This is a genomic window from Nocardia sp. NPDC004340 (genome assembly GCF_053602575.1).
Map to the genome: position 1 here is coordinate 88167 of NZ_JBSGDW010000014.1, position 18457 is coordinate 106623.

Annotated in this window: 20 protein-coding genes; 11 read left to right on the plus strand and 9 right to left on the minus strand. The window is 68.2% G+C overall.

The window, feature by feature from the left end:
• Positions 1–113: 113 nt before the first annotated feature.
• The 3 genes from ACWEOI_RS32810 (at position 114) to ACWEOI_RS32820 (ending at position 2616) form a co-directional block, all read left to right on the plus strand.
• Positions 114–1250 (plus strand): epoxide hydrolase family protein, encoded by a 1137-nt coding sequence (locus ACWEOI_RS32810; protein ID WP_452362116.1) that lies wholly within the window; start codon positions 114–116, stop codon positions 1248–1250.
• 69 nt (positions 1251–1319) lie between these two features.
• Positions 1320–1973, plus strand: coding sequence for a maltokinase N-terminal cap-like domain-containing protein (locus ACWEOI_RS32815; protein ID WP_433665665.1), 654 nt, complete (start codon positions 1320–1322; stop codon positions 1971–1973).
• A gap of 76 nt (positions 1974–2049) precedes the next feature.
• Complete coding sequence (locus tag ACWEOI_RS32820; protein WP_357276595.1) at positions 2050–2616, plus strand: DUF308 domain-containing protein; 567 nt, start codon at positions 2050–2052, stop codon at positions 2614–2616.
• Between the two features lie 155 nt (positions 2617–2771).
• Here the strand turns inward: ACWEOI_RS32820 and ACWEOI_RS32825 are convergent, their stop codons facing one another.
• A complete protein-coding gene (locus ACWEOI_RS32825) occupies positions 2772–3485 on the minus strand; it encodes a TetR/AcrR family transcriptional regulator C-terminal domain-containing protein (protein WP_433665667.1) in 714 nt (237 codons plus the stop codon).
• A gap of 108 nt (positions 3486–3593) precedes the next feature.
• Between ACWEOI_RS32825 and ACWEOI_RS32830 the strand changes: the two genes are divergently transcribed.
• From ACWEOI_RS32830 to ACWEOI_RS32840, 3 genes are all read left to right on the plus strand, one after another.
• Positions 3594–5213 (plus strand): FAD-dependent monooxygenase, encoded by a 1620-nt coding sequence (locus tag ACWEOI_RS32830; protein ID WP_452362117.1) that lies wholly within the window; start codon positions 3594–3596, stop codon positions 5211–5213.
• 10 nt (positions 5214–5223) lie between these two features.
• On the plus strand, positions 5224–6108 hold the full coding sequence (locus ACWEOI_RS32835) for an NAD(P)-dependent oxidoreductase (RefSeq protein WP_452362118.1): 885 nt from the start codon (positions 5224–5226) through the stop codon (positions 6106–6108).
• A 91-nt stretch (positions 6109–6199) separates the two neighbouring features.
• Positions 6200–7396, plus strand: coding sequence for a DUF418 domain-containing protein (locus ACWEOI_RS32840; RefSeq protein WP_452362119.1), 1197 nt, complete (start codon positions 6200–6202; stop codon positions 7394–7396).
• Between the two features lie 9 nt (positions 7397–7405).
• Here ACWEOI_RS32840 and ACWEOI_RS32845 read toward each other — a convergent pair whose 3' ends face one another.
• The 8 genes from ACWEOI_RS32845 to ACWEOI_RS32880 form a co-directional block, all read right to left on the minus strand.
• Positions 7406–7765, minus strand: coding sequence for a VOC family protein (locus tag ACWEOI_RS32845; protein ID WP_433665671.1), 360 nt, complete (start codon positions 7763–7765; stop codon positions 7406–7408).
• A gap of 9 nt (positions 7766–7774) precedes the next feature.
• On the minus strand, positions 7775–8623 hold the full coding sequence (locus ACWEOI_RS32850) for an alpha/beta fold hydrolase (RefSeq protein WP_452362120.1): 849 nt from the start codon (positions 8621–8623) through the stop codon (positions 7775–7777).
• Positions 8620–9210 (minus strand): TetR/AcrR family transcriptional regulator, encoded by a 591-nt coding sequence (locus ACWEOI_RS32855; RefSeq protein WP_452362121.1) that lies wholly within the window; start codon positions 9208–9210, stop codon positions 8620–8622. The genes ACWEOI_RS32850 and ACWEOI_RS32855 overlap by 4 nt, the downstream gene beginning before the upstream one ends.
• Before the next feature lie 303 nt (positions 9211–9513).
• A complete protein-coding gene (locus ACWEOI_RS32860) occupies positions 9514–10002 on the minus strand; it encodes a LysR substrate-binding domain-containing protein (protein ID WP_452362122.1) in 489 nt (162 codons plus the stop codon).
• On the minus strand, positions 9972–10730 hold the full coding sequence (locus ACWEOI_RS32865) for a class I SAM-dependent methyltransferase (RefSeq protein ID WP_452362123.1): 759 nt from the start codon (positions 10728–10730) through the stop codon (positions 9972–9974). Before ACWEOI_RS32865 ends, ACWEOI_RS32860 begins: the two co-directional genes overlap by 31 nt.
• Positions 10731–11518: 788 nt before the next feature.
• The gene (locus tag ACWEOI_RS32870) at positions 11519–12760 is read right to left on the minus strand and encodes a lipase family protein (protein WP_452362124.1); all 1242 of its coding nucleotides are present in this window, start codon (positions 12758–12760) and stop codon (positions 11519–11521) included.
• A 158-nt stretch (positions 12761–12918) separates the two neighbouring features.
• Positions 12919–13146, minus strand: a complete 228-nt coding sequence (locus ACWEOI_RS32875) for a LysR family transcriptional regulator (protein ID WP_452362125.1) — start codon at positions 13144–13146, stop codon at positions 12919–12921.
• A complete protein-coding gene (locus ACWEOI_RS32880) occupies positions 13143–14201 on the minus strand; it encodes a substrate-binding domain-containing protein (protein WP_433665675.1) in 1059 nt (352 codons plus the stop codon). The genes ACWEOI_RS32875 and ACWEOI_RS32880 overlap by 4 nt, the downstream gene beginning before the upstream one ends.
• 155 nt (positions 14202–14356) lie before the next feature.
• On the opposite strand from ACWEOI_RS32880, the gene ACWEOI_RS32885 reads away from it, so the two are divergent.
• From ACWEOI_RS32885 to ACWEOI_RS32905, 5 genes are read left to right on the plus strand one after another with little or no spacing between them, the layout of a single operon-like run.
• Positions 14357–15682: an aryl-sulfate sulfotransferase gene (locus tag ACWEOI_RS32885; RefSeq protein ID WP_433665676.1), complete on the plus strand. Its 1326-nt coding sequence runs from the start codon at positions 14357–14359 to the stop codon at positions 15680–15682.
• Between the two features lie 24 nt (positions 15683–15706).
• On the plus strand, positions 15707–16570 hold the full coding sequence (locus ACWEOI_RS32890) for an ABC transporter permease subunit (protein WP_433665677.1): 864 nt from the start codon (positions 15707–15709) through the stop codon (positions 16568–16570).
• Between the two features lie 2 nt (positions 16571–16572).
• Positions 16573–17070: an ABC transporter ATP-binding protein gene (locus ACWEOI_RS32895; RefSeq protein WP_452362126.1), complete on the plus strand. Its 498-nt coding sequence runs from the start codon at positions 16573–16575 to the stop codon at positions 17068–17070.
• Complete coding sequence (locus ACWEOI_RS32900; protein ID WP_452362127.1) at positions 17037–17327, plus strand: hypothetical protein; 291 nt, start codon at positions 17037–17039, stop codon at positions 17325–17327. Before ACWEOI_RS32895 ends, ACWEOI_RS32900 begins: the two co-directional genes overlap by 34 nt.
• Positions 17328–17346: 19 nt before the next feature.
• On the plus strand, positions 17347–18309 hold the full coding sequence (locus ACWEOI_RS32905; RefSeq protein WP_452362128.1) for an ABC transporter substrate-binding protein: 963 nt from the start codon (positions 17347–17349) through the stop codon (positions 18307–18309).
• The last annotated feature ends 148 nt before the right edge of the window (positions 18310–18457 follow it).

Genomic DNA, 18457 nt, shown 5'->3' on the forward strand with positions numbered 1-18457 from the left:
CGCCTCGCCGCGGCTGAAACGCTTGCGTACCAGCCTAGAACGCGGGCCGCCGCAGCGGAATCGGCGCACGGATTAGGGCCGCCCCTGACCTAGTTGATTCCTACCGTGGAGACATGACGGTTTTCGAGCCCTTCCGAATCGACATTCCGGCCTCCGACATCGACGATCTGCGGACCCGCCTGGCCCGCACCCGCTGGCCCGCCGACCTGCCCGAGGTGGGCTGGTCCTACGGCATTCCGACCGCCTACGTGCGTGAGCTGTGCGAGTACTGGGGCGGCGGCTACGACTGGCGCGTCCACGAGGCCGAACGCAACCGCCATCCCCAGTTCGTCACCGAAATCGACGGTCAGCGACTGCATTTCACGCACGTCCGCTCGCCCGAACCGGACGCCCTGCCGCTGGTGCTGGTGCACGGCTGGCCGTTCGAGGATTTCACCGGCATGATCGGCCCGCTCACCGATCCGCGTGCGCACGGCGGCGATCCGGCCGACGCCTTCCACGTGGTCGTCCCGACGCTGCCGGGGTTCGGCTTCTCCGGGCCGACACGGCACGCGGGGGAGGCCGCGACCGAGCGGTCGGCCGAGCTGATCGTGAAGCTCATGACCGCCCTGGGCTACACCCGCTACGGCACGCACGGCGGGGACGCCGGATCGTTCATCGCTCCCGGCATCGGCCGCCTGGCGCCCGATCGGGTGGCGGGTGTGCACCTCAACGACCCCATCACGATCCCGTCCTGGAACGACGACGGCTCCGGCTACAGCGAGGCCGATCAGCAGAAGCTGGCGCGGCTGAAGGATTGGAGCAGCAGCGAGACCTCTGGGTACGCGGGCATGCACTCGACCCGTCCGCAGACTCTCGCCCCGGCCGTCGCCGACTCCCCGGCGGGACTGCTGGCATGGGTGCTCGACGTGGTGAACACCTTCACCGATCCGACCCGCGAGACCCCGGACGCGGCGATCGACCGCGATCTGTTGCTGACCAACCTCGCGGTGCTGTGGTTCACCGACACCGCGGGTTCGTCCATGCGCCTGTACAAGGAGTCCCAGCACTGGGGTGCCGAGCTGCCCGACTCCGGCGTGCCGACCGGGGTCGCGGTCTTCCCTGGTAACGGCACGATTCGCGGCCTGGCCGAGCGGCAGAACACCGTCGTGCGATGGTCGGAATTCGATCGCGGCGGCCACTTCGCCTCGATGGAGACCCCCGATCTGCTGACCCGGGATCTGCGTGACTTCTTCCGAAAGCTGCGCTGACATCGGCGAATATCGGTCCGCCGCAAAGGGTTCGGCCGCGATCCGGCCGGACTCTGGCAGGATGGCTCTATGGCCGAGATCCACGAGACGACCATGCAGCCCTCCAAACTGGAATTGCTGACGGCGTGGCTACCCACCCGGCACTGGCACGTCGGCGCCGGGACGCCCGCCCTGGTCAAGTCGGGCGGATTCCGGCTCGACGACCCCGACGGCGCGGTCGGCATCGAACTCATGGTCGTCACCGACCTCGCGGGTCCGGTGCCGGTCGCGTATCTGGTTCCGATGACCTACCGCGGCGCCCGCGTCGAGGGCCTGGACCACGCGCTGATCGGTACCTCCGAACACGGTGTGCTGGGCATGCGCTGGCTCTACGACGCCGCCCACGACCCGGTGTTCATCGAGCAGGCCGCCCTGCTGCTGACCGGCAAGGCCACTCCGCAGGATCAGAACACCAGTGACACCCCCGACCTGACGGTGCACGTGGTACCGGGCGATATCCTCACGCCCGCACCGGGATTCCGGCCCACGGTGATCGACACCGACGCCCAGACCGATATCGCCTTCGACTCCGACCGCTCCACCAATGCAGGCGCGGAGCTGATCCGCGTGCACCGGCGTCTCGCCACGGGCCGGTCGCTGGGCCGTGACCGCAGCCATCTGGACGCGCCGTGGTCGGCCCCCGACGGCACCACGCCACGCGGGGTCTTCCTCAGCGCTCCCTGATCCGGGACGGCCCCGACGCGCCGAGCGCACACGCAAACGTCCAGTTACCTGGACTGATCGGCCATATCATGAATAGGTGCCCGCCAACCGGATAGAAGGGCGAAGCGAGGTCTTCGCCGATTGGGCTTGGCAGTCGCTGGTCGTCACCGGCGGCTGCTCTGTGGTGCTGGGGGTGGTCCTGGCGGTCTGGCCGGACAAATCGTGGCAGGTGGCGGGGATCCTCTTCGGGCTGGTGCTGCTGGCGACGGCGGCCTTCCAATTGGTGATGGCGTTCGGCGCCCGGATCCACACCGCCCTCAAATGGCTCGAGGTGTTCAGCGCGGTCGTCTCCCTCGTGCTGGCGCTGTGGACCCTCGACGGTGGCGAGTGGGTTGCCTTGCTGTCCTTGTGGATTGGGATCGGCTGGGTGCTGCGGGGGATCGTGCAGGCGATCGTCGGGGTGTGGTCGGAGGAGTACGCGGGCGCGGGCGGACTGGAGCTGATCGGGCTGGCGACCGTGGCCGCGGGGGTGGGCGTCGCGGTCGCGCCGTTCACGACCCTGCCGCCGCTCTCGATCACCGTGGGGCTGCTGACGGTCGCGCTCGGTGTCTCGGAGATCGCGATCGGCCTGCGGGTGCAGCCGGTGACCGTCGGAACTGTCTGACGAATCCGCCGCCGACCTTCGTCTTTGTCTCGGATAACTAACCATCGCGAAATTCTGCAATTGCCCGAGATTTGCCAGTAGGTTCGAATCGTTCGTGTGCTCGGGTATCGGAACGCCAGTTTCCGCTCAACTGGACCCCACATGCCGAGACAGGCCTAGTCCGAGGCGGCTCGCGCGGTTGCCAGGACGCCTTCGAGGACGCAGGACAGACCGAAGGCGAATGTCTGGTCGGGAGTGGGGTCTTCGGCGTCGCGGATGCGGCGAGCGAAGTGGGGGTAGTCGCCGGTGGCGATGGCGGTTCGGAGGTAGGGGCCGACCGCCTCGCGCCACTGGTCCTCGGTGAGTCCGGTGCGCCGTTGGGCGCGAATCTCGGACAGTTCCTGGATGGCGGCGCCGGCGACGTAGGACAGCACCGTGTCGACGATATTGGCGGCCAGCGTGATGTCGTCGGTGAGCTCCAAGGCCGCGGCCATGGCGATATCGAAGCGGCGCAGGGCATTCGGGCCCAGGGCGGGTCGGCCGGACAGGACGCGGCCCAGCCAATGATGGCGGAGCAGGAGATCCCGGAAGTGGTGGGCGACCGCCGCGAGGTCGGCGCGGGCATCACCCGTGAGGGCCGGTGGGGGGATTTCGGCCTGGGCGGCGTCGATCATGAGGTCGAGTAGTTCGCCACGGTCGGTGATGTAGCGGTAGAGCGAGGCGGTGCCGGAGCCGAGTTCGGTGGCGATGCGGCGCATGGATACCGCGTCGAGTCCCTCGGTGTCGGCGAGGGTCAGGGCGGTGTCGACGATGCGGTCGACGCTCGGCGCGCGGCGGGCCGGCTCCGGGCGCTCCTTGCTCCAGACCAGCATCGGGTTCTCGTTCGTCATCGCGCTCCTGTCCGGATTCTCGCGCCTCACTGCGCCATTGCGCTGAGCCTAGCACTGTGGTTACGGTGTATCCATTACGGCTACAGCGTATCCATAAGGAGTTTCGCAATGACCGAACACCGAGTTCCGGTCCTGATCGCCGGGGGAGGCACGGTCGGCCTCGCCGCCGCCGTCTTCCTGTCCGGGCACGGCATTCCGACGCTCGTGGTCGAGGCACAGCCCGGCCCGTCACCACATCCGCGCGCCACCGGGCTGTCGCGGCGAACCATGGAGATGCTGCGCGCCGAAGGGCTCGAAGACGCGGTCAACGCGGTGAGCATCGATATGCGCGCCGGGCTCGGCAAGGTCTACGCGCGCACACTGGCCGAGGCCGACTTCGCCGCAACCGATCTCGCGGGCACGGCGGCTGCCACCTCACGCACGGACGATTCGAGTCCGGCGCTGGTGCGGGGTACGTGCCCGCAGCACCGGCTGGACTCGGTGCTGCTGCCCGCCGCGCGGGAACGCGGTGCGGTGGTGCGGTATTCGACGCGACTGGAATCGTTCACGCAGGACGACGACGGCGTGCGCGCGGTGTTGTCCGATGGCTCCCTCGTGCGAGCCGACTATCTGATCGGCGCGGACGGGGCGCGGAGTGATGTTCGCGGCCTACTCGATATCGAGCTCGAGGGGCCCGGGCCCTTGGGAACGCCCATGATCAGCATGCTGTTTCGCGCTGACCTCACCCCGTATACCGGGGGCCGCTCTTTCGCTACCTGCACGATCGAAAACCCGGACGTCTCCGGCCTGCTGGTCACCGTGGACGGTTCCGGCGAGTGGATTCTCCATGTGCCCGCCGATGATTCGGACGGGGGATTCCCCGATGCCCGGTGTGTGGAGCTGATCCGGGCGGCGGTCGGTGACCCGGGCGTCGAAGTCGAGGTGGTCAGCGTGCTGCCCTGGCGGCCGCGTGGACAGCTGGCCGAGCGGTTCCGGTCCGGTCGGGTCTTCCTCGTGGGCGATGCCGCCCACACGGTGCCTCCGCTGGGTGCTTTCGGACTGAATACCGGTGTGGCCGATGCCCACAACCTCGCGTGGAAGATCGCCGCCGTCCACCACGGGTGGGCCGAGCGCGGACTGCTGGACAGCTACGAGGCCGAACGGCGGCCGGTCGCGGCGACCACGCTCGAGCAGGCCGTGCTGCGGCTACCGGATCCCCGGCTGCACTGGGAGAACTCCCCGGAGATCGTCGCGGCTCGCCAACGGGCTGGAGTGCTCAATGCTCCCGTTGTGCATGTGGGCTATCGCTACGAATCCACCGCTGTCATCGGCTCGAATCCGATATTGCCTTCCACCGAGAACGTTTCGCTGGTCCTGGACGGCACGCCCGGCTCGCGCCTGCCGCATCGATGGGTGTCGCATGACGGGGAGCGGGTGTCGACGCTGGATCTGGTCGGCAAGGATCTCACCGTCCTGACCGCCGACGAGGACTGGGCTGATGCCGCGGACGCCGCAGCCGATGCACTGGCGATTCCCTTGACCGTGCAGCGAATTCCTGTGGTGGACAGCGATTGGACCGGCGGCATCGGGCTGCGCCCGGACGGCGCGGTCCTGATTCGCCCTGACCACGTGGTCGCCTGGCGCATGATCGACCAGCCCCTCGACCCGCGGACCGTCCTGATCGACGCACTGAGTGAAATCCTGTCGCTCGACGGCCGAGCGCTGCGGCCGGTAGCCGGGGCTGGGTAGGGTTCGGCTCGTGGCGAGGATCGCGTTTCTGGGGTTGGGCCGGATGGGTGCGGGGATGGCGGGGCGCATGGTCGCCGCCGGGCACGAGGTGGTGGTCTACAACCGGACCGCCGCCAAGGCCGACGAACTCGTCGCTCAGGGAGCCACATTCGCGGCCACGGCCCGCGAGGCCGCCCGAGACGCCGAGGCGATCTTCGCCATGGTGGCCGACGACGAGGCGTCGCGGGCTGCCTGGTTGGGGCCGGACGGCGCGCTGGCGGGGGAGTACGCGCCCGGCGCATTCGCCGTGGAGTTCTCGACCATCTCCCGGCCGTGGGTGCTGGAGCTGGCGAAACATGCCGCCGCCCACGGTCTTCGGTATCTCGACTCACCGGTGACAGGGCTCCCTGACGCGGCGGCCGCCGGGCGACTGACCCTGTTCGTCGGCGGGTCCACCGCGAACCTCGACGCGGCGCGCCCACTGCTGCAACCTCTCTGCACCGATATCGTGCGCTTCGGTGAGGTCGGTTCGGGCACGAGCTACAAGCTGATCCAGAACCTGCTCGGTTCCATTCAGATCGCCGCCACCGCCGAGGCCCTGCGCACCGCGGAACTCGCGGGCCTGGACTTGGCGGTCGTCGCCGACACCCTCTCGCGTGGCGGCGCGGCCAGCCCGACGGTGATCCGCATGTGCGCGGAGATGATCGGCGGCGTGCACGACCGCGATATCGCCTTTACCGCGGCCCTGCGCCTGAAGGACACCCGGATCGGGGTCGAACTGGCCGATGCGGTCGGCACTCCCGCGGCCCTGGGGCATACCGCCGAGCGGATCTTCGAACGTCTGGTCGCGGAAGGAGATGGCGATCTGTCCGAAACCAAGCTCATCGACCTGCTGAGAGGTCCTGCCATGGGATGACTTCCGGGCGTGTCAATACCTCGGAGGTCGGATAGGGAATCCGGGGCCGTGGTGGATGTGGCGGGGGCGCTGCCGGAAATAGCGTGCAGGCATGTCCGAACAGCTCGAAACCCAGGTAGCCGGTGTGACGCAGAGGCAGCGCATCGGGGTGGTCGACAGTCTGCGCGGATTCGCGCTGTTCGGGATTCTGGTCACCAACACCGTGGTGGCGACCATGCTCTGGTCGTCGCCGGGCGCGGGCGCCGATCCGCAGTCGATGTTCGACGGCACGCTCGACCGGTTCGTCTACGGGCTGATCGACGGGTTCTTCCTCGGCAAGTTCTATCTGCTGTTCGCGTTCCTGTTCGGGTACTCGTTCACCTTGCAGATCGCGGCCGCCGGGCGTGCGGCCGTCGCGGCCACGCCCCGGCTGTTGCGCCGTTGCCTCGCACTGTTCCTGATCGGCCTGGCGCATCTGCTGTTGCTGTGGATCGGCGACATCCTCACCCTGTACGCCGCGCTGTGCCTGATCCTGGTGGCGCTGCGCTGGATTCGGCCACGCCCGGCCCTGATCACGGGTCTGGTCCTGTATTTCGCGTTCGCGTCACTGGCGTTCCTGCCGGGCAACGGGGGACTGGCCGGGCTGGGCGAGGTGTTCGATTTGCAGCGGATGCATGATGGCTACACGGGCAATATCGGTGACACGCTGCGCGCCCAGCTGGAGTTCGGCCCGAAGTTCATGATCTTCACCTGGATCGGTCAGGGCATTCCGGCGCTGGGGATGTTCCTGGTCGGCCTGGCGGCCGGCAAGCGCCGCGTGCTCGAGGACGCGGACTGGACCACCCGGTGGCTGCCGCGGGCGCTGGCGGTGGGATTCGGTGTGGGACTGCCCGTTTCCGCTGTCACGGTGACGTTGATGACGCTGCACGGCGAGCTGCCGTCGTTCTGGTACGGGGTGCAGGAACTCACGAATCCGTTGCTGACGCTCGGGTACGCGGCGGGCATCGTGTGGCTGGCCCGCTACCGATGGGCGGGCGCGGTGGGCCGGCTCGCACCCGCCGGGCGGATGGCGGCGACCAACTACATCGGGCAGTCGGTGGTACTGATGCTCATCTACACCGGATACGGCCTGGCGCTGGCCGATCGCGTGCCCCCGGTCGGGGTCGTGCTGCTCGCGGTCGCCACCTATCTGGTGCAGATCCGGCTGAGCGCAAGGTGGTTGCGGACTCACCCGTACGGCCCGGTCGAGTGGCTGCTGCGCGCGGCGACCTACCTGTCGATCCCCGCGTGGCGGAAACCGACAGCGTAGGCGCGCCGTTCAGGGCAGGTCGTACGCCGTGGCGTGCCGCGGCTGGTAGAGGCCGATCTGGCCCGCGCCCGGCACCTTCAGCATGGTGAGCAGGCCCCACCCGGCATCGGTGATGTCCGAGGCGAATTCGACGCCCTGAGACCCCAGGTCGGCCACGGTGGCGGTCAGGTCGTCGCACATGAGGTACAGCTCGGCCTTGCCGCTGTCGGGGACCTGTGCGGGATGCACGGCGAGTTCGGCGGGCGGCGACTTGAAGATGAGCCACCCGTTGTTCGCGTCGACATGGGCCAGACCGAGGACGTCGCGGAAGAAAGCCCGTGCCGCGTCGGCGTCCTCGGCGTAGAGGATGGTGTGCGCACCGGTGATCATGTGCCGACGCTAACAGCGTCCGGCCGCTCCGGCGCGCAGGTGCGCGGTCAGGATGTCGCCCAGCCGCGCGGCGAATTCGGGGGCCTCGGTGCGCATACCATTGTGGGCGCCGGGGAACTCGGTGACCTCGATCCCCAGCCGGCGGGCGATCTCGACGGCAGGGCGGTACGGCAGGCAGCCCTTGGTCTCGCGCCCGGCGGCCAGGACCAGTCGATCGGCCACCGGGGCGAGCGCCGCGAAATCGGGTAGGTACGAGGTGAATTCCCGCAGCTCGTGTTCGAGCATCAGTGGGCCGTTGGCCGCCAGTCGTGCCCACATCTCGGCGGCGCGCGGCGGCAGCTCGTCGGGCATGGGAGACGGTTTCATCGCATTGCCGATGCCCGCCAGGAAGCGCATCGACGCCGGGCCGGGGCCTTCGGTGCGGAACAGCGTGTAGACCTCGTCGATCATGGCGCGCTGTTCGGCGGCATCGGGAAGGACGGCGAAACACGGTGGTTCGTGCGCGATCAGCAGCGACACCTGCTCCGGATGCCGGGCCAGCAGCTCGAGTCCGACGATCGCGCCATTGCTGCCGCCGACGACGAGCGCGGGCTCGCCGGTGAGGTGGCTCAGCAGCCGGTGGACGTCGTCGCTCTGCACCTCGACCCGCTGGGTCCGCTGCGGACCGTCGAGGACACTGCGCGAATAACCGCGCTGATCCAGCGAAACCACCGTGAACCGGTCCTCGAGAACCTCGGCGATCGGGTCCGCCGAGGCCGCGTCGCCCCCGCCGCCGGGCAGGAACAGCACGAGCGGGCCGCTGCCGCGCACCTCGTAGTAGATGGTCGCGCCCGGTACCGGTAGTGTCTCGGATCTCATTGCGGGGTCACCTGTTTCGATGTCGGCCACTGGGTCAGCAGCAGATGGAGGGCGTCGAGGATGCGCGCCCAGGACCCGTCGGTCTCACGGGAGTGGTTGAAGCCGCCGACGGTCTCGAGCGTCGCGAAACCGTGGAAGGTGCTGCGCAGCAGTCGGCCCGCGTCGATGAGCTCTGGGCCGTCGAGGTCGTAGCCGCGAAGCAGGGCTTCGGTGAGCTGCACGCTGCGGACCGCTCCGGGGGCGTCGGCGATGGCCTCGTTGTCGAGCTTGCGCTGGGTCGCGTCGTAGCGGCCGGGGTGTTCGCGGGCGTAGTCGCGGTAGGCGTTCGCGAAGGCGATCAGCGCGTCGCGACCCGCCCGTCCCTGGACCGCCACACCGATCCGGTCGGTCATCTCGACCGCCGCCTGCAGGGCGATGCGAGTGCGCAGATCCCGCAGATTCCGGACATGCGAGTAGAGGCTCGGATCCTTCACCCCGAAGTGCTTGGCGACCGCGGCCAGCGTGACGTTGTCGAGTCCGATGGCATCGGCCATCTCGGCGGCTGCCTGCGTGATGCGTTCGGCGTTCAGACCCACCCGCGGCGACATCAGCCACTCCTTCCTAAGACTATTAGGTTTAAACCTAATATACATAGGTTTGGCGGCAGGCGAAACCCGGCGAGCGGCTCGAGAACTCGCAAATGTCGTTACCCCAGTTGTCTCTTACGTCGGGTTACCGTGTGCGCGTTCACAATCGGAGGGTGACGTGGTACACACCTGCATGGGGGCACCGCACTGCTCGCCGGTTTCGGTGCCGGTCTCGCCTTCGGCGCGCAGGTCGTCACGTTGCCCGCGCTGTAGCCGCTACCCGATTCCGCGCGGAGGTATCCCGCCTCCACGACGGCCAGGCCTTCACCGGGGCGGCTGCTCGCCATCGAGACGAACCTCGGCCAGCACCGCGCGCAGTCGTTCCAGTGCCGGATTCCGGTCGCCGCCGCGCCACACCAGTCGCAGTGTCGTCCGGGTGCCGGCCAGCGGCCGGGCGATCACTCCGACCCGGCGCAGCGCGCGGTGTGAATCCGATAGCACCGCCCCGCCGAATCCTGCCGCGACCAGTGCCAGCACCGTCTGCACGCTGCGGCCCTCGGCGCCGATCCGCGGCACCACACCGGCTTTCGCGCAGAGGGCGAGGATCTCGTCGTGGGACTGGGACTTGGCCATCAGCTCCAGCAGGCTCGCGCCGGCCTCGCCGAGATGGGTGAGCACGGAATGCCGGAGCTCGTGCAGATCCCACCCGGTCCCCGGCCCGTCGACGGCGGTCGCGGCGTCGAGCAGGTCACGGGCCTGGTCGTAGGACAGCCGGGCCAGCGCTAGTCCAGGCGCGTGGCGGTCACGGCCCACACGGGCAGGTGCACCCGATTGTTTTTCAGCAACGGCCCAATGACCTGGAGTTGTTCGAGCATCGGCTTCATCCGATCGGCCCATCCGGAGTCCTCGCTCATCTCCTTGGTCATATAGGTGAACGTCTCCGGGCTGAAGTTGCCCTGGTAGGTGGTGGTTCCCAGGTGGTCGAGGCGCCACCCGGCCGTGGGAAGCACGCGGTCGAAATTCTCGGCCGGCAAACCTTCGAGCTGCAAGCCGTTGACGTTGTGGCGGCCGAATTCGAACATGAACAGTCGCGCCCCCGGCCTGGTGGCCCGGTGCAGGGCCTGCAGGTACCGGGTCTGGATTTCTTCGTCGTCGAGGAACACGTGGTAGAACGCGCTGTCGACGACGGTGTCGAACCGGTCCTCCAAGCCCTCGAGTTTGGTGGCGTCGGCCACCTCGAAGTCCACCGTCACCCCGGCGCGCTCGGCGTTACGCTTGGCCCGCTCGATCGCCGACGGCGACGCATCGATACCGGTGGTCGAGTAGCCCTTGGATGCGTAGTAGATCGCGTGATGTCCCGGGCCGGTTCCGGGGTCGAGCACCTCGCCCCGCACGGCGCCGTAGGCCACCAACTGCTGCACGACCGGTTGTGGGCCGCCGATGTCCCAGGGGATCAACGCGGGAGCACCCGGTTCCGATGACGCGTCCCGGTACAGCGCTTCGAAGTCCGGCTGATCGTCGTGGTTCGGTTCCCTGCTCATGACTCCTCCTTCTATTGCGGACGGGCAACACCTGAAGGGTCGTGCTGGCGATGAGACCAACGGTTCCGATGGTGGCGGATAAGTTCTCGGATGCTCAGCTTATTTGGTGGACCACCAAGGCTTGCTCGGTGCTGTTGTTCGTTCCGCTCGGGTGCCGAACGCGCTGATCTGACGAAATGAAATCTTTTGACGTATTTGGCTTTTGGCGGAACTTCCGGATCGAGCCGAAGTCGCCGATCATGGCCCGGCTGTGCGCCGATCGCCGCCGGTGAACTGACCTGCGGCTACCCGAACTTCGTTGGTTTCTGCGCCATTACTACCTGAACCCCTTCACCCTCGGGCGCCGCGCTCGGCGTACGTCGCGGTCAGCAGGTGCCCCTGATTCTGGGGCCGGCGGGCAGGAGAGGGGCTGGCCAGCGTCAGTCGTGGCTCGCCGCCCTGGCATAAATTGCTGCGCCCACCCTTGTGGTGCGGAAGCGCAGGTCCAGGGGGCGAGCCACTTCCCTGCGCGCGGCCGCGACGTTCGCGGGCCGGGTAGATCTACGGATGCGCTGGGCGGCGCCGGGCGGTGATGCTGGAGGAGTGACGACCAGAGCCGGGCGCCGCCGCCCGATACCCGAGTGGGACAAGGGAATCGCCGCGATATGCCTGTTCCTGGCTTTCGTAGCCGCGGCCTTCATGGTCGAGCAATGGACTCGGCCGACCACTCCGCCGGGGTGGGCAGCCGGAACCGCCCGATCGGGACAGCTGAGAATGTCGGCCGAGAAGTTACAGCACCCCTGTTCCCGTCAACAGTTGCTGGGTGCGGGCTCGCCGCGAACCCGGCCGTTGAGCCACGCCATCACCTCCGGGGCACCGATCACCGCTCCCGACAGATGCTCGGGTGCGGGAACGCGCATCGCCTGCACTGGAACACCGGCCGCACACCAGCGGTGATCGGTGTTGTCGATCGCCTGGACCGGAATCAGCGGGTCGTCGGGTGAATGCCATTCGAACACCGGTGTTGCCGGCACTTCGCCGAAGAGCTCCAAGCTGTTCTCCTCCAGCACCGCCCGGCCTTCACCGACGTCGAAACCCGAGGTATCGGTCATGAATTCCCGCGCGCTGCCGCCGAGGCCGTCTGCGAGGATCTGATTGGTGCAGTCGTTGGCCATGGCATCGCGGATCGCCAAGCCACGCTGGTTGAGGTACGAGCTGATTGGCAACTGGCTCGGATATTCACGCTCGAGGCCGATCGCCGCCGCCATAACCAGCCCGAAGGCCGGGTGCGGGTTGTAGCCCAGCGCCTCGACCATCGTCAGCAGGTTCATCGGGGCACCGCCGATGGCCGCGCCCGCGAGTTTCAGTTCCGGTGCGTACGTGGGCTGCATCGCCGCCGCTGCCCCGGTGGCCATGCCGCCGCCGGAGTAGCCGGCCAACGCGACCGGGCTCTGCTGCGACGCGAGTTCTGGCACCTGTTTCACCGCTCGGACGCCGTCCAGAACGATCCGGCCGCCCAGACGCGTCGCGCCGAATGCGAAGTACGGACCGAGATGATCCGGCAGCGCGATGCTCCAGCCCTGCGCCATCGCCACATTCAGAATCGACGCCGTCGTCAAGAGATTCGGATCGTCGGAGTACAGCTGATGCGACACCGCACAGCGAGTGCCGAGCGCATTGATGAAGTGCTGATACGACATCAATGGGCCGTCGGGCCGGTGACCGGCGGGGGTGAGGACCGTGGTGGTCGCCGCGATCGGCTCATCCCGGGAGTTGGCGGATCGGAATTGCACAAGAGTAACGGTGGCGCCCGGAAATACGGCCACCGGCGGCATTGCCCGCACGCGGAGCACGTCACCGGGCTGGTGTGCCGCCAGATCCGCCGGGGCGGCGTAGAACGGATCCGGATCGGGTATCGGATAGATCGAGTCCGCCCCGGCGGGAGTCACCATTGACAACCCGAGAACTACGCCACCCAGCGCAGCCAGCACTTTCGCCGACCCGCTACGAAGAACAAGAGGAAACTGACCAAGCACGTGTCCGACCTCCATGAATAGTTCACTTCGTTCGACAAGCCAGTCCGAATTCTCAGGAGACTATAGCGATGAACTCTCAGAGACACGCGCGTTTGCTACACCTATTCGCAGCGGTTCGTGTTCGTGGTTCGATACCCCATAACGTCCCGCAGGTAACCCGGCGTGGTGACTCGTCAACTTTCTGTCGCCGGTGTGGCTGATTTGCTCGCGGCATGTCCACCGCCTGGTCTCTGTGCACGGTCTGACCCGACAGAGGTGTGTCGGCAACAGGTTGCGGCCCTCTCGCTCGAACAACTCGGCACCGACGCGCCGCTCCAATCCCGCAGCTGGCGGCTGAGCGTCGGCTGGGTCAGATTCAGGTTCCGGGCTGCGGCGCTGATGCTGCCGGCTGGCCGCGTCATCCGACGGGTGCGGAAGTTGTCCGTTCCGGTGTGCAGCCACAGGTTTCGCCGAGACTCAGGCGGACGCCGAAGGGTATCGGGGGAGCGGTGGGGGAGTTCGCACTTCCGGCCGCGTCGAGCACGCGGGCCAGGGCGGTGCGGGCAATGTCGTCGATCGGCTGTTGCACGGTGGTCAGGATCAGCGGGGCGTAGGTGTTCGCGGCATCGGCGTCGTAGCCGACGACGGCGACGTCCTCGGGAATGCGCAGGCCGAAATCGGCGACCGCGCGCAAGGTCGCGGCGGCTTGAGCGTAGGTGCCGACCACGAGTCCGTCCGGCGCGGGATGGTCGGCGAGGTAGCGCCGCACGGCGTCGTACGCGCCGGCCGGGGTGAGGTCGGTGGGAATCCGTTGCGCGGCAGCGGGTCCGACGACGGAGGCGTACCCCTCGTAGCGCTGGGCGACGGTTTCGCGGTCACCGTGCGGGACCTCGTCGGGGGTGAATCCGCCGACGAAGACGATGGATCGGCGGTGATGGTCCCGGGCCAGGTGGCTCGCGGCCAGCCGTCCCGCCTGCACGTGATCGGCGCCGACCATCCCCGCGTCGACGTGGTCGCGGTTGTTGTGCACCCAGACGATGGGAATGCGTGCCTGCCTGCACAATTCGGCTGTCGCCGGACCGTTGGCCCCGCCGACCACGATCAGCCCCTCGATACCGGAATCCACGAAAGCCGCGGCGAACTCGATCTCGCGTTCGGGGTCGTAGGCGGTATTGCCGATCAGGGTGAGGTGGTCGCGGTGGCGGGCCTCGATCTCGATGTGGCCGACCAGGGTGCCGAAGAGGGGGAGGCGGACGTCGGGGACCAGCAGGCCGAGGTGCCGCCAGCGCCGCGGCCTGCGCAGGGCGCGCGCGGCGCGGTCGGGGCGGTAGTTGAGTTCGTCGAGGGCGGCGGTCACCTTGGCGCGCAGAGCATCCGAGACCGGGCGCGGGCCGTCATTGAGGACGTAACTCACGACGGCGGTCGAGGTACCCGCTCGCCGGGCCACATCGGCGAGGGTGGCGCGTTTGGCAGTCACGTTGGTCCCAACTCTCGTCGCTCGCGGGCCGGTTGCCCAGGCTTGAAATCGTTCTGATTCTTACAGTCTCCGCACCGGTTCCGTCCCGCGCAAATCGATTAGATTCGTTACATCCGTGACCCGACCGCTTAACAGCCGACTGATGGAGTGAATGCATGGCCTTCGTACGACTCACCGGTGTCACCTTTTACGAACCGGAATCAGCCCATGACAGCTACATCGTCTTCACCGGCGCGGACTCCGTCACCCGGCTCATCGACATGCACGGCACGGTGCGCCACGAATGGCCCTGTGCCGGTGTGCCGCCGCGCATCCTGGATCCGGCGCTGACCGGGCGGCTGGGTGACGTCGGGGTACAGCTCTCGCTCAGCGGCGATCCGCGCGGCGGGATCTACGCCAATGGCACTGTGGGACAACTGACCTGGGACGGCGACCGGGTGTGGGAGTGGGGCACGCAGGCTCCGGGCGGTGCCGCCCGGCAGAACCACGACTGGGAACTGCTGGCCAATGGCAACCGCCTGCTGCTGGTGACCATTCCTCGGGTGGTTCCGCAGCTGGGCTCGAATGTGGTCGGCGACCAGGGGCTCTACGAGGTCGCCCCGGACGGGTCGATCGTCTGGGAGTGGCGGGCCGGTGACCATCTCGAGGACCTCGGATTCTCCGACGCCGGGTGGGATGCCCTGCGCGAGACCGTCGCTCGCGACCCCGACGATGCCTGGGGTTATCTGGAGATCAACAGTGCGAAGACGCTGGGACCCAACCGCTGGCATCGCGCCGACCCCGACAGTGTGTTCCAGCCCGACAACATCCTGATCAGCAGCCGCAAGGCCAATGTGGTGGCGCTGATCGACAAGGCGTCCGGTTCGATCGTGTGGAGGCTGGGCCCGTACTTCGACGCCGAGGCCGGGGCGCAGCACCAGCGGATCAACGCGCACAAGGTGCCGCGGCCGCTGGATCAGATCTCCGGGCAACACAATCCGCATCTCATCGCCGACGGCCTGCCGGGTGCCGGCAATATCCTCGTCTTCGACAATCAGGGCGGCGCGGGGTATCCGCCCGCGGCCCTGGGCATCTACGCCGGATCCCGGGTCCTCGAGATCGATCCGACGACCCGGCAGATCGTGTGGCAGTACACGGCGGAGGATTCCGGGCTGCCGTCGTGGACCTTCTTCAGCTCGTTCGTCAGCAACGCCCAGCGCTTGCCGAACGGCAACACCCTCGTCACCGAGGGCATGACCGGCCGCCTGTTCCAGGTCACCCCGCAGGGCGATGTGGTGTGGGAGTACGTGTCGCCCTATGAGGGTCGCGGCGTCGCCGGGGAACCCGAGGTGCACGAGCCGCGCGTGCCGGGCGTGGACCGGCTCAGCGACACCCCGCTGGTGTATCGCGCACAGGCCGTCCCCGCCGAATGGGTGCCGCTCGAGCCGCATCCCGATCTGGCCGCCGTCGATCTGCGGACGACGGTCCGTCCCACCACCTAGCTCTGCCGAATTCAGGTGAATCCCATGACATCGAGCGTGCACACCACATCGGACCGCCCCGCGGCGCAACCGACCGCCGCGGTGGCGGACGAACCGCGCCGGACGCGGCGGCCGTACCCGCGCTGGTCGCCGCGATGGCGATCGATCGGCGGCACCGCGGCCGGAATCGGATTGGCCGTGCTGGCCTGGTCCCTGGTCGCCGCAGCCGAACCCTTTCCCCGCCAACTGTTTCCGACCGTTCCCCAGATCCTGACGGCCGGGCACACGCTGTGGGCCGAAGGGCTGCTGATCCCCGATCTCACGGCGAGCCTGCGCCGGGCGGTGTTCGGTCTGCTGCTCGGCGCGGCCGCCGGTGTGTTCGCGGCGATCCTCACCGCGAGTACCGGGATCGGGCGGGCCTTGTTGCAGCCGGTGCTGCGCTTGTTGTCGCCGGTGCCGACTATCGGTTTGGTGCCCTTGGCGATTCTCTGGTTCGGCATCGGCGAGAACAGCAAGATCCTGGTGATCGCCCTGGGTGTGTTCGTTCCGGTCTGGATCAACAGCCATTCCGGGTTCTCCGGAACCCCGGCCGATTACCTGCAAGCCGCACGCTGCCTCGGCGCGGGGCGCTGGCAAACGCTGACGCGCGTCGTCATCGCCGAGGGGCTGCCCGATGTGGTGGCCGGTGTGCGGGTCGGCGCGGCCATGGCGTTCGTGCTCATCGTGGTCGCCGAGATGACCGGCACCACGGCGGGTCTCGGATATCGGATCTATCAGGCGCAGCTGTTCTCCCAGGCCGACCGGCTGATCTTCTGCCTGCTGGTGCTCGGGGTCCTGGGTGCGATCGGTGACGCGGTGATCGCGGTGATCAGCGCCCCGGTCCAGCGCTGGGCGCGGGAGGTGAGCTAGCCATGGCGATCGCCACCCGCGACCTGACGGTCCGCTTCCCGAACACCCCGCAGCCCACCCTGCACAACATCGATCTGACCGTTCCGGACGGCTCGTTCACGGTGCTGGTGGGCGCGTCGGGCAGCGGCAAATCGACCCTGCTGCACTGCCTGGCCGGGCTCATCACCCCTACCTCGGGCACCATCACCGACGACGGCGTGCCGGTGCTCGCCCCCGACCCGCGCCGCGGTGTCGCGTTCCAGCGGGACGTGCTGTTCCCGTGGCTGAGCGTGGCGGGCAATATCGACTTCGCGCTGCGCGCCCATAGGGTGCCGGTTCGCCTGCGCGGCAATCGGATCGACGAGCTGCTCGACCTGGTCGGACTGCCCGCGGACGTGCGGCGCAAGCGGCCCGCCCAGTTGTCGGGCGGGATGCGTCAACGCGTCGGGATCGCACGGATGCTCCGGGCGAGCCCGAGATCATGCTCATGGACGAGCCGTTCGCGGCGCTGGATGCGCTGACCCGGCTCAATATGCAGGACCTGCTCATCGATCTGTGGACCCGGCTGCAACGCACCGTCGTCTTCGTCACCCACGACGTCGACGAGGCGATCCGGTTGTCCGACACCATCAGCGTGCTCGCGGGCGGGCGGATCACCGATCAGATCCCCAACCCGCTGTCCCGGCCCCGGCCCGCGGACGCTCTGGCCGATCAGCCCGGCTACAGCGAACTGCGCCGGCGGCTCCACCACGAACTCGGTATCCAGCACGCGATTTGAAGAGAAGAAGAGAACAGTCGTGAAGAAACTCCTCCGCCCCCTGACCACCGCCCTCGCCGTACTCGCGCTGGCCCTGCCGCTGACCGCGTGCGGGTCCTCCGATGATTCCGACCCGAAAACCCTCACCGTCGGATTCGTGGTCGACCCGTCGTGGGCGCAGATTCCGGTCGCCCAGCAGGCCGGACTGTTCACCAATCACGACGTGAAGGTGAAGGTCGTCAACTTCTCGACCGGTGTGGAGGCGTTGCAGGCGCTCGCCGCCCACCAGGTCGACATCGCCACCGCCGCCGATGTGCCCACTTCGGCCACGCTGACCCGATCGCCCGCACTGCGCGTGGTCGGGGACGGATCGCGGTGGCAGGGTTCGCGGATCATCGCCCGGCGCAGCGCCGGGATCACCTCGGTCGCGAACCTGGCCGGGCATTCGATCGGCACACCGTTGGGCACCAGCGCCGCCTACTTCGCGTCGAATGTGCTCTCGCACAACGGCATCTCGGCGAACCTCGTGCAGGTCGCACCGTCCGCGACGCTGACCGCGGCGACCCAGCACAATGTCGACGCCGTCTCGATCTTCCAGCCCTACCAGGCCCAGGTCGCCGAATCCCTGGGTGATGACGCCGTCGAGCTCACCGGCAGCACCTACAACCAGCACAGCCTGTACCTGGCGACCGATACCGCCATCGCGTCGAAATCGGCTGCGCTGACGGCGTTCTTCGCCGCACTGGGGGACGCCGGGACCCAACTCACCGCCCGCTCCGACGACGCGGTGTCCGCGGTCGCCACCGCCACCCAGCTGAGCCCGGCGTTGATCAAGAAGATCCTGCCCGAATTCGACTACACCCTGCAGTTGCGGCCGGAGCTCGCCGATACCCTCGCCGAGCTGGGGACCTGGGCCAAGGACCAAGGGAAGGTTGACCGTTCGACGCCGCTGCCGGACTACAAGACCATGCTCGACGCCGGATTCGTCACCCGCGGCAACTGACCGGTCAGAGTGCGGCGGTGTCGCGCGAAAGTGTTCTCATGGCAATCGGATTCGCCGCGATCGCCGGCGGCATCCAGGTGGTGGGGGGGGGGGGGGGGGGGGGGGGCGGGGGGTGGGGGGGGGGGGGGTGGGGCGGGTGGCTGGCGGG

Coding starts and splice junctions, on each gene's coding strand:
- ACWEOI_RS32810 (WP_452362116.1), top strand. CDS start 114: ATGACGGTTTTCGAGCCCTTCCGAATCGACATTCCGGCCTCCGACATC.
- ACWEOI_RS32815 (WP_433665665.1), top strand. CDS start 1,320: ATGGCCGAGATCCACGAGACGACCATGCAGCCCTCCAAACTGGAATTG.
- ACWEOI_RS32825 (WP_433665667.1), bottom strand. CDS start 3,485: ATGACGAACGAGAACCCGATGCTGGTCTGGAGCAAGGAGCGCCCGGAG.
- ACWEOI_RS32830 (WP_452362117.1), top strand. CDS start 3,594: ATGACCGAACACCGAGTTCCGGTCCTGATCGCCGGGGGAGGCACGGTC.
- ACWEOI_RS32840 (WP_452362119.1), top strand. CDS start 6,200: ATGTCCGAACAGCTCGAAACCCAGGTAGCCGGTGTGACGCAGAGGCAG.
- ACWEOI_RS32845 (WP_433665671.1), bottom strand. CDS start 7,765: ATGATCACCGGTGCGCACACCATCCTCTACGCCGAGGACGCCGACGCG.
- ACWEOI_RS32850 (WP_452362120.1), bottom strand. CDS start 8,623: ATGAGATCCGAGACACTACCGGTACCGGGCGCGACCATCTACTACGAG.
- ACWEOI_RS32855 (WP_452362121.1), bottom strand. CDS start 9,210: ATGTCGCCGCGGGTGGGTCTGAACGCCGAACGCATCACGCAGGCAGCC.
- ACWEOI_RS32865 (WP_452362123.1), bottom strand. CDS start 10,730: ATGAGCAGGGAACCGAACCACGACGATCAGCCGGACTTCGAAGCGCTG.
- ACWEOI_RS32870 (WP_452362124.1), bottom strand. CDS start 12,760: ATGGAGGTCGGACACGTGCTTGGTCAGTTTCCTCTTGTTCTTCGTAGC.
- ACWEOI_RS32875 (WP_452362125.1), bottom strand. CDS start 13,146: ATGACGCGGCCAGCCGGCAGCATCAGCGCCGCAGCCCGGAACCTGAAT.
- ACWEOI_RS32885 (WP_433665676.1), top strand. CDS start 14,357: ATGGCCTTCGTACGACTCACCGGTGTCACCTTTTACGAACCGGAATCA.
- ACWEOI_RS32890 (WP_433665677.1), top strand. CDS start 15,707: ATGACATCGAGCGTGCACACCACATCGGACCGCCCCGCGGCGCAACCG.
- ACWEOI_RS32895 (WP_452362126.1), top strand. CDS start 16,573: ATGGCGATCGCCACCCGCGACCTGACGGTCCGCTTCCCGAACACCCCG.
- ACWEOI_RS32900 (WP_452362127.1), top strand. CDS start 17,037: ATGGACGAGCCGTTCGCGGCGCTGGATGCGCTGACCCGGCTCAATATG.